This window comes from Methanothermobacter sp. DP, assembly GCF_026692625.1.
In the GTDB taxonomy this organism is placed as follows: domain Archaea; phylum Methanobacteriota; class Methanobacteria; order Methanobacteriales; family Methanothermobacteraceae; genus Methanothermobacter; species Methanothermobacter marburgensis.
Map to the genome: position 1 here is coordinate 1 of NZ_CP113502.1, position 6,464 is coordinate 6,464.

The 6,464-nt window shown below is 43.6% G+C and carries 10 protein-coding genes; 9 read left to right on the top strand and 1 reads right to left on the bottom strand.

The genetic code is table 11. The features are described 5' to 3' along the window. Positions 1-271: 271 nt before the first annotated feature. From OXN82_RS09040 to OXN82_RS09070, 8 genes are all read left to right on the top strand, one after another. Positions 272-418, top strand: coding sequence for an AbrB/MazE/SpoVT family DNA-binding domain-containing protein (locus OXN82_RS09040; RefSeq protein WP_010868907.1), 147 nt, complete (start codon positions 272-274; stop codon positions 416-418). A 152-nt stretch (positions 419-570) separates the two neighbouring features. Further along, the gene (locus tag OXN82_RS09100) at positions 571-738 is read left to right on the top strand and encodes a TFIIB-type zinc ribbon-containing protein (RefSeq protein WP_414855703.1); all 168 of its coding nucleotides are present in this window, start codon (positions 571-573) and stop codon (positions 736-738) included. Positions 739-1,268: 530 nt separating this feature from the next. Next, on the top strand, positions 1,269-1,541 hold the full coding sequence (locus OXN82_RS09045; RefSeq protein ID WP_321212190.1) for a ribbon-helix-helix domain-containing protein: 273 nt from the start codon (positions 1,269-1,271) through the stop codon (positions 1,539-1,541). A 68-nt stretch (positions 1,542-1,609) separates the two neighbouring features. Next, on the top strand, positions 1,610-2,170 hold the full coding sequence (locus OXN82_RS09050; protein ID WP_321212191.1) for a hypothetical protein: 561 nt from the start codon (positions 1,610-1,612) through the stop codon (positions 2,168-2,170). Beyond that, positions 2,171-2,500, top strand: coding sequence for a hypothetical protein (locus OXN82_RS09055; protein ID WP_321212192.1), 330 nt, complete (start codon positions 2,171-2,173; stop codon positions 2,498-2,500). Next, the gene (locus OXN82_RS09060) at positions 2,418-3,479 is read left to right on the top strand and encodes a hypothetical protein (protein ID WP_321212193.1); all 1,062 of its coding nucleotides are present in this window, start codon (positions 2,418-2,420) and stop codon (positions 3,477-3,479) included. The genes OXN82_RS09055 and OXN82_RS09060 overlap by 83 nt, the downstream gene beginning before the upstream one ends. Further along, a complete protein-coding gene (locus tag OXN82_RS09065; protein WP_321212186.1) occupies positions 3,476-3,637 on the top strand; it encodes a hypothetical protein in 162 nt (53 codons plus the stop codon). The genes OXN82_RS09060 and OXN82_RS09065 overlap by 4 nt, the downstream gene beginning before the upstream one ends. Positions 3,638-4,268: 631 nt before the next feature. Next, positions 4,269-4,538 carry a hypothetical protein gene (locus OXN82_RS09070; protein ID WP_321212187.1) on the top strand — a complete coding sequence of 90 codons (270 nt, stop codon included), beginning with the start codon at positions 4,269-4,271 and terminating at the stop codon, positions 4,536-4,538. Positions 4,539-5,301: 763 nt separating this feature from the next. On the opposite strand, the gene OXN82_RS09075 is transcribed toward OXN82_RS09070, so the two are convergent. Beyond that, the gene (locus OXN82_RS09075; protein ID WP_321212188.1) at positions 5,302-5,541 is read right to left on the bottom strand and encodes an MTH865 family protein; all 240 of its coding nucleotides are present in this window, start codon (positions 5,539-5,541) and stop codon (positions 5,302-5,304) included. 162 nt (positions 5,542-5,703) lie between these two features. Here OXN82_RS09075 and OXN82_RS09080 point away from each other — a divergent pair, with 162 nt between their 5' ends. Continuing rightward, positions 5,704-6,018 carry a hypothetical protein gene (locus tag OXN82_RS09080; protein ID WP_321212189.1) on the top strand — a complete coding sequence of 105 codons (315 nt, stop codon included), beginning with the start codon at positions 5,704-5,706 and terminating at the stop codon, positions 6,016-6,018. Positions 6,019-6,464: the final 446 nt, after the last annotated feature.

Here is a 6,464-nt window from a genome sequence, read left to right on the forward strand (position 1 = left end):
CCCTCCGGTTGAACTATTGAAAACTGGAGGGGGGGCATTCTTAAAATCAATTGAAAATTATTGATTGTTTAATATTTAATCTGTAGTGAAAGCAGTAGGACTTAATATTACTGCAAATTATTCTATTTTTCCAGCAAAATAATCTAACCAAACGCACATACATTCATTATATTACGAAGTCAAATCATGGTACTGTGCCGATGTTATGGGGTTAATTGTTTATACTGTGACACACCATAGTTATATGATATGATCATAGGAGGTGGATTGTATGGCGATGGAGGATGTTGGCGTGCCATTCAGTAACAGGTTAACCAGGCAGGGGAACATTAAGGTGCCTGCTGACTTGAGGGATGCTTTGAAGTTGAAGCCTGGTGACCTCCTGGTGGTGGAGATCAAAAAAGTTGACAGGTCATAGTGACACTCACCCCCATTGGCGAGGCCTTTTTTAACTCTTTTTATGCTTTTACGGTTTTGCAGGGGGAATCTGGGGGTTTCCTGGTGGAGTACAGTGAACGGGTTAAGTTCAGGGAGCACCAGTTGAACACTCTGCAGTTGGAGGATCGGCGGGTGCTCAAAGAGATTTTGTTTGATGTTTGCCCTGATTGTGGATCTAAAAGATTCCGGTTCGACAGGAAGAATTATTACATTTATTGTCAGGGTTGTGGGGTTGTTTTATCAGCCCTGTACCCGTATAGTGCTGGTTTGCGGTTGTATCTGCCATGGGGGATACTATGAACAAATCCCCATGTACCCTCATGTACCCCTATGGTGGGTACATGTGGGGGAAGCCTTTTAACTCTTTTTATGCTTTTATGGTTTTGCAGAAAATCGCATTTACCCTATATCATCATATTGTCTCTTATTATCCCTTACAAAGGATAAAGATGACTATTTCAGGACGGTAAATGTTTTATATTCAAAAGAATCAGATATGTACATATGGGAGTTTGTAGAATGAGTTTGGGTGGGGTGTGCAATGCCAAGGAAACCCACCACCACCGCCTACAGGGAGTATTGAACCACCAACCCCTTGGGGTGTTGACCTCACACACAAGAGAGCCCATGGTGTGTTGGCCTCCCATGGAGTCCTGGTCTCCCATGGAGTGTTGGCCCCCAAGGAGGTGTTGGCTTTGAATTTTAGTATGCAACCCACAAGATATAATTCTTTCTATCACTGCCTCTATTCCCACAAGTTAACCATAGCCTCTATAATCCACACTATCCACTCATACTCATTCTGCAGAATAAAAGAGAGGTGAGAGTGTATGGTTAAGGTTAGGAAGGTTTTCTCTCTGGATCTGAGTATAGCCGAGGAATTCCAGAGGCACTCTGAGGAGTCCGGGAAGCCAATGTCCTGGATAGTCGAATACCTCCTCAGGGAATACCTCAGGAGTAAGAAGGATTCGAGGGGTGGCAACCACAACCACCCACCCCACAAGACCCACCTCCAAACACCACAGGGTATGACACCATCCGAGGTGACAACAAACAACAACAGTGGTGTGAACACCCACAAAGGAGGTGAACTGCATGGATAATTATGGTGAGAGTACAGATAAATATGTTCCCACCGATAAGGCTAAAGGCCCAGGCCATGGGATGATGGGTGGATAATGACTTATTCTTCGAATATGAGCAGGCTGGTAGGGTGATCAGGGCCTACCAGGATGACCAGGGCTACACTTACACCCTCCACCGTGATGGGAGGGAAGTGTACAGGATGAAGGGGAAACGGATGAACCTCCATGACGCCCTGGAAACCGATGACCCTGAGAGGGCGAGGAAGATCATCCACGCCGTGATCGGCCCCGACCTGGAGGGCATCCTCGGGTCAGGTTTCAGTGAAGCAGAGGAGGAGGATGGACTGGTCGAGGAGATCCTCGAGATCCTCACCTACCCTGACACCGCACACCACCCACAAGAACCTGATGATGGTAACATCATCTCCTACCCCTACCATGGTGGCCTGGTCTTCATGGATGATGGGAGGCGGGTTATAGGTGTGAGTAATGAGGGGCACCTGGAGGATGCGCTCAGGGAATACGAGGTTATAGTGGATGGGTGTGCATCGACATCGATGAGAGTTACCTGTTACAGGATCCGAGCGGTGCGTTCCATTACACCCTACGAGTCCTCTCCCATCATGCACGGCCGATATGGGTTCTGAGTGAGAGGGGGCCGGGTCTATGAGAAGTTCAAGGAGAAAGGACTCATAGTCTCTGAGGGGTTTGCGGTCAGCGAACGCCCTGAGACCCTCCTGAACCATATGAAGCAGAGGCGGATCCTAACAGTCAGATACGGGTATGACAAGCCCGGATTGTACTGGGATGATGGGAGGATCATCAGGTGCACCTTAAACACCTCATATGATGATGAGGGCCTCAGGGAGGCCCTCCTAACCCTTGAGGAGTATATTGCTGATCTCCCGAAACCCCAGAGGGGTAAAGCATACTACCTGCTCCTCTATCCACCTCACAAGTCCCTTCGATTACATTAGGAGGGAGTGGGGTGAACCCACACACATCACACTCCTCTACGGGCCCCCGAGGACTGGTAAAACCAGCCTCGCCACGCTCATCGGATGCCTATGGAGGTTAAAGGATGGTTACAGTCAGATCAGCGGATTCGATGAGAGGACAGGCTACTATAGGAAGGGTGAGCATGCTGATACAGTCCCACGCCTCGCAGGTGAGATAGGGAAATGGACACTACCAACCCTGATAGATGAAGCAGAACCCTTACTCGAGGACAGGGCTCTCCTCAACATCCTCAAGGGGATAGTGGATAGTCCAACAGCACGAAAGACAATGTCACAGGACAACCTGGAGAGCAAAGAGTACCATGCACTCAGCACACCCATATTAACCATGAACGAACCACCAAAGGGTTTAACAAGCCACCAGGGACTCATCAGGAGACTGAAACTGATAGAATTCACTGAGGAGGATCAGCATGACGGGGTCAGGGCGGAGAACTTCATGAAGAAATGGGGTGTTAGTGAGAGGGGCCGGGTCAGGATGGATAGTCGGCTCTGGAGCCTCAGACACCTCGGAGGATGGATCATAGGGGCCATAATAGATGACCCCAACCTCCTATTAGAGGATAGGATCAGAGTCACGGAGGAACTGCTCAGGAGGGCCTACCTCACCGTAGACCTCGACTATGATGACAGCATACTCTCAGATATCAGATTATATGAGCCTTTGACCACTGAGGATGTTGCTATGGATGAAGTGGACAGGGTGAGGCTCCTGATCCATGAAAGGGTGAACAGGGAATCCAAAGTCCGCATCAAGAAGGTTAATGATGGGGTCTACAATGATGAGTACATGGACAGACCAGAGGATCGCTTCAGGGAGGTGGCCGGACACGAGCTGATCTCATGGTTGAAGTGGATGAGGATAAAGGATGAGGGGATGTACCTCATCACAAGGGACATCCTCAGGGACATCAGGGATGAACTTGGGTTTCAATGACACTCACAGAACTCAGCAGGAGACTGGATAAGGCAATCACAGACGCTGATGTTGAGTATACGAGTGCAAGAATCAGTGGGAAACTAATGAGGGTTGTGAGGATACCTGAGGAGGCGTTCCTGGATTGGGTGTTACAGAGGATCACAGACAAAAACTGAATGATAACCGAGACCACAACCAACATCAACATAGCCCTTTTTCACACCCCTTTTTTTTTTAATCACCTGTGGGGTTGGTTCACAAACCCCAGCACTGTTACATGACTGTTACATGACTGTTACATGACTGTTACATGACTGTACATGACTGTTCAAAACTGTTACATTGTTTGTAACAAACAACGATTTGTTACATAGTGTTACAAATGGTTTGTAACAAAAAAATCGATATAAAGCCTTATTTTCAAAAAAAAAGCCTTTATATTCATGTTACATTGTTACATTGTTACATGTACTTTTCTCTATATTCGTTTGAATGCACATATCTGTACATTAATGATCTTATATGATGCGTTTTCGTATAATATAGGTTTACCCGCTGTAACAATGTAACAATGTAACAACCTGAGATGGGGGTCTCAGGTTGTGATGGTCTGGGTGGTGGTGACAGTACTGTGCGAGTATTATGTGAGTAGTTGCCCGGCAATCACATCCCCTGCAGTGGCCGGGAGGAGCCCCATCAATCCACTGCAGGGTTCTGTTCCCCTTCAGGGTGATAGTACTGTGTGAGTAAGGTGTAAGTAGGTGGATGGACAAAGATAACAAGTAATAGGCTGTGATGGTGGCCTTTATGGGTTCGTATAGTGAGAGGATACGGCGCCTTGAGGGGAGGTACCGTAACGGGAGTAAATCTGAGTGGAGGCGGGGCGAGTACAAGGCCTTCCTCGACAAGGTGAAGGATAAGCCACCACTCAACGATTCAATAGCCCGTAGGGTGGAGTGGCTGATAAACAATGTTAATTTGAAGGATCTGCATGGGAATGCGGGTTACGAGGCGATTATTAATTGTCTATTACATGTGCAGGGAGGATGGGAGGAACCTCCCACTGGACAGGTATAGTGTCTTCAAGGAGTATGGTGTTGATGAGAAACTTGTGATTACAGTGGTGTCCAACCTCCTCCGGTGGTACAGGTCGAGGGAGCCGACCTGCAGGGGCCATGCTAATATGACTGGTTGATCTGGGGATTGGCCCCAGAACACTGGATAAAAAAATCTAAAAAAATCTAAAAAAATCAAAATAAAATTCCATTCTCCGGGGGAGTGGGTTCCCCCATCAAGTCCTGTAACCTGAGAATACAAAAAAATGCAAATAAAAGCAAAAAAAATGCAAATAAAATTTGGGGTGGCAGGGTGGAGTAGAGGTGGAGTATTTTGATAGTGTTTTGATAGTGATTCCATCCACCTGGAGTGTCATCCCCCACCATCACAGGCCCCCTGCAGGCCAAGGGGCACCTGATGTGGCGTGTTCCATGGTGGAGTAAAGTGTAGTAAAACTGTAGTCTTGTTTAGTTGTGTTGTGCTGTTTTGTCTCCTGCAACCTACATTGCAGGGATCGTATATTACACCTATTTTTACAATTTTTCAGGGTCTACATGTATATGGGGTGTGTTTTTCTGGGTGTTTTGTGTGTGTTCCTGTGGCTGTAGTGACACTTTACTTCGGTATATCATTATATGACGGACATTCAGTACAACGGACTTATGCTTATTTTCTTTACTATTGGGCTTATCCATTTTAATTTCTCCATTAAAACCTATTATAAGATAATAATTAATTATCCTTAAAAAAGAAAAGAAAGAAAAAGTAGGAAGTCGATTTTGGCTTATAATCCTGCTTTGTTCACTATAGTATCTGCAACTTCTTCAGCACTTTTAAATGGAAAATCATCAGCAGTAAGTACTTGTCCAGCATCAGATGCTTTTAATTCTACATCTCCAGATTTACAAGTAGTATCTGGACCGTTTGGAAGCGCTGCCATTAGTTCTTCTGGTGAATTTATTGGGAAATCGGCTCCTGCTAATGCTTCTATAATTTGTCCACGAATATCTTCTTTAACTCCCATTTTCACATCTCCATTAAGTTTTTAATTTCAAATATAACTATGTTTATTAGAAATATATACTAAACCGTCATTAAAATGTACTAAGTACAGTTTTATACACAAATATGACTTAAAAGGTCAAGAAAGAAACCTTTAATACTATCTAAATCAATAAAATAATTTATGGAAAATCTAAATAAAATGGATAATCCTGAATTCTATGATGCCCGAATGAAATTAGAAGCTATACATCAGGATATCAAGCGTTTGATGGAAAAATCTAATCAAGAATACCTTGATTTAATGCTAAGCAACTTAAAAAAGGATATTTTGAATTCAGTATCTGTTTATATTTCTGATGATATTGAAAATGATTTAGAACAAAATATGGTTAATCCCTGTAAGATGCGGGAAACCTGTAAAGAGAAATTTAACGGATTTCTACAAAATAATTCTAAACTTATAAAACAGGAAAACATGTTTCCAAAGAAATTATAGAAGAGAAAAGAGAGGAATTAGATGAAATAAGGAAAAGTGCTCCTTTTGATAAATGTGATATTTGTTTTAAGGAAGTAGACTCACTATTTGATAAGCAAATAAATCTAATTGGCTCTCTACAAATATATGACAATAATAAAGAGGATAAAACTGAGATATCTTCTATTCCTGAAGAAATTATGGTTAAGAGTGTTCTTGAACCTATTTCTAATAAACAGAGACTTCAAATTCTTAAATCTATGGCCTCTGAAACCATGACATTCACTGCTCTTTCAGAACTTACAGGGCTTCGTGGTGGTAATTTACTTTTCCACATACAAAAAATTACTTGAAAGTGACTTGATATTGCAGCGTCATGAACGTGGAGATTATATGATTACTGAAAAAGGATATAATCTACTCATAATGCTCAGTAATTTTAAAAAAAATATTTGAAAAAAATAATC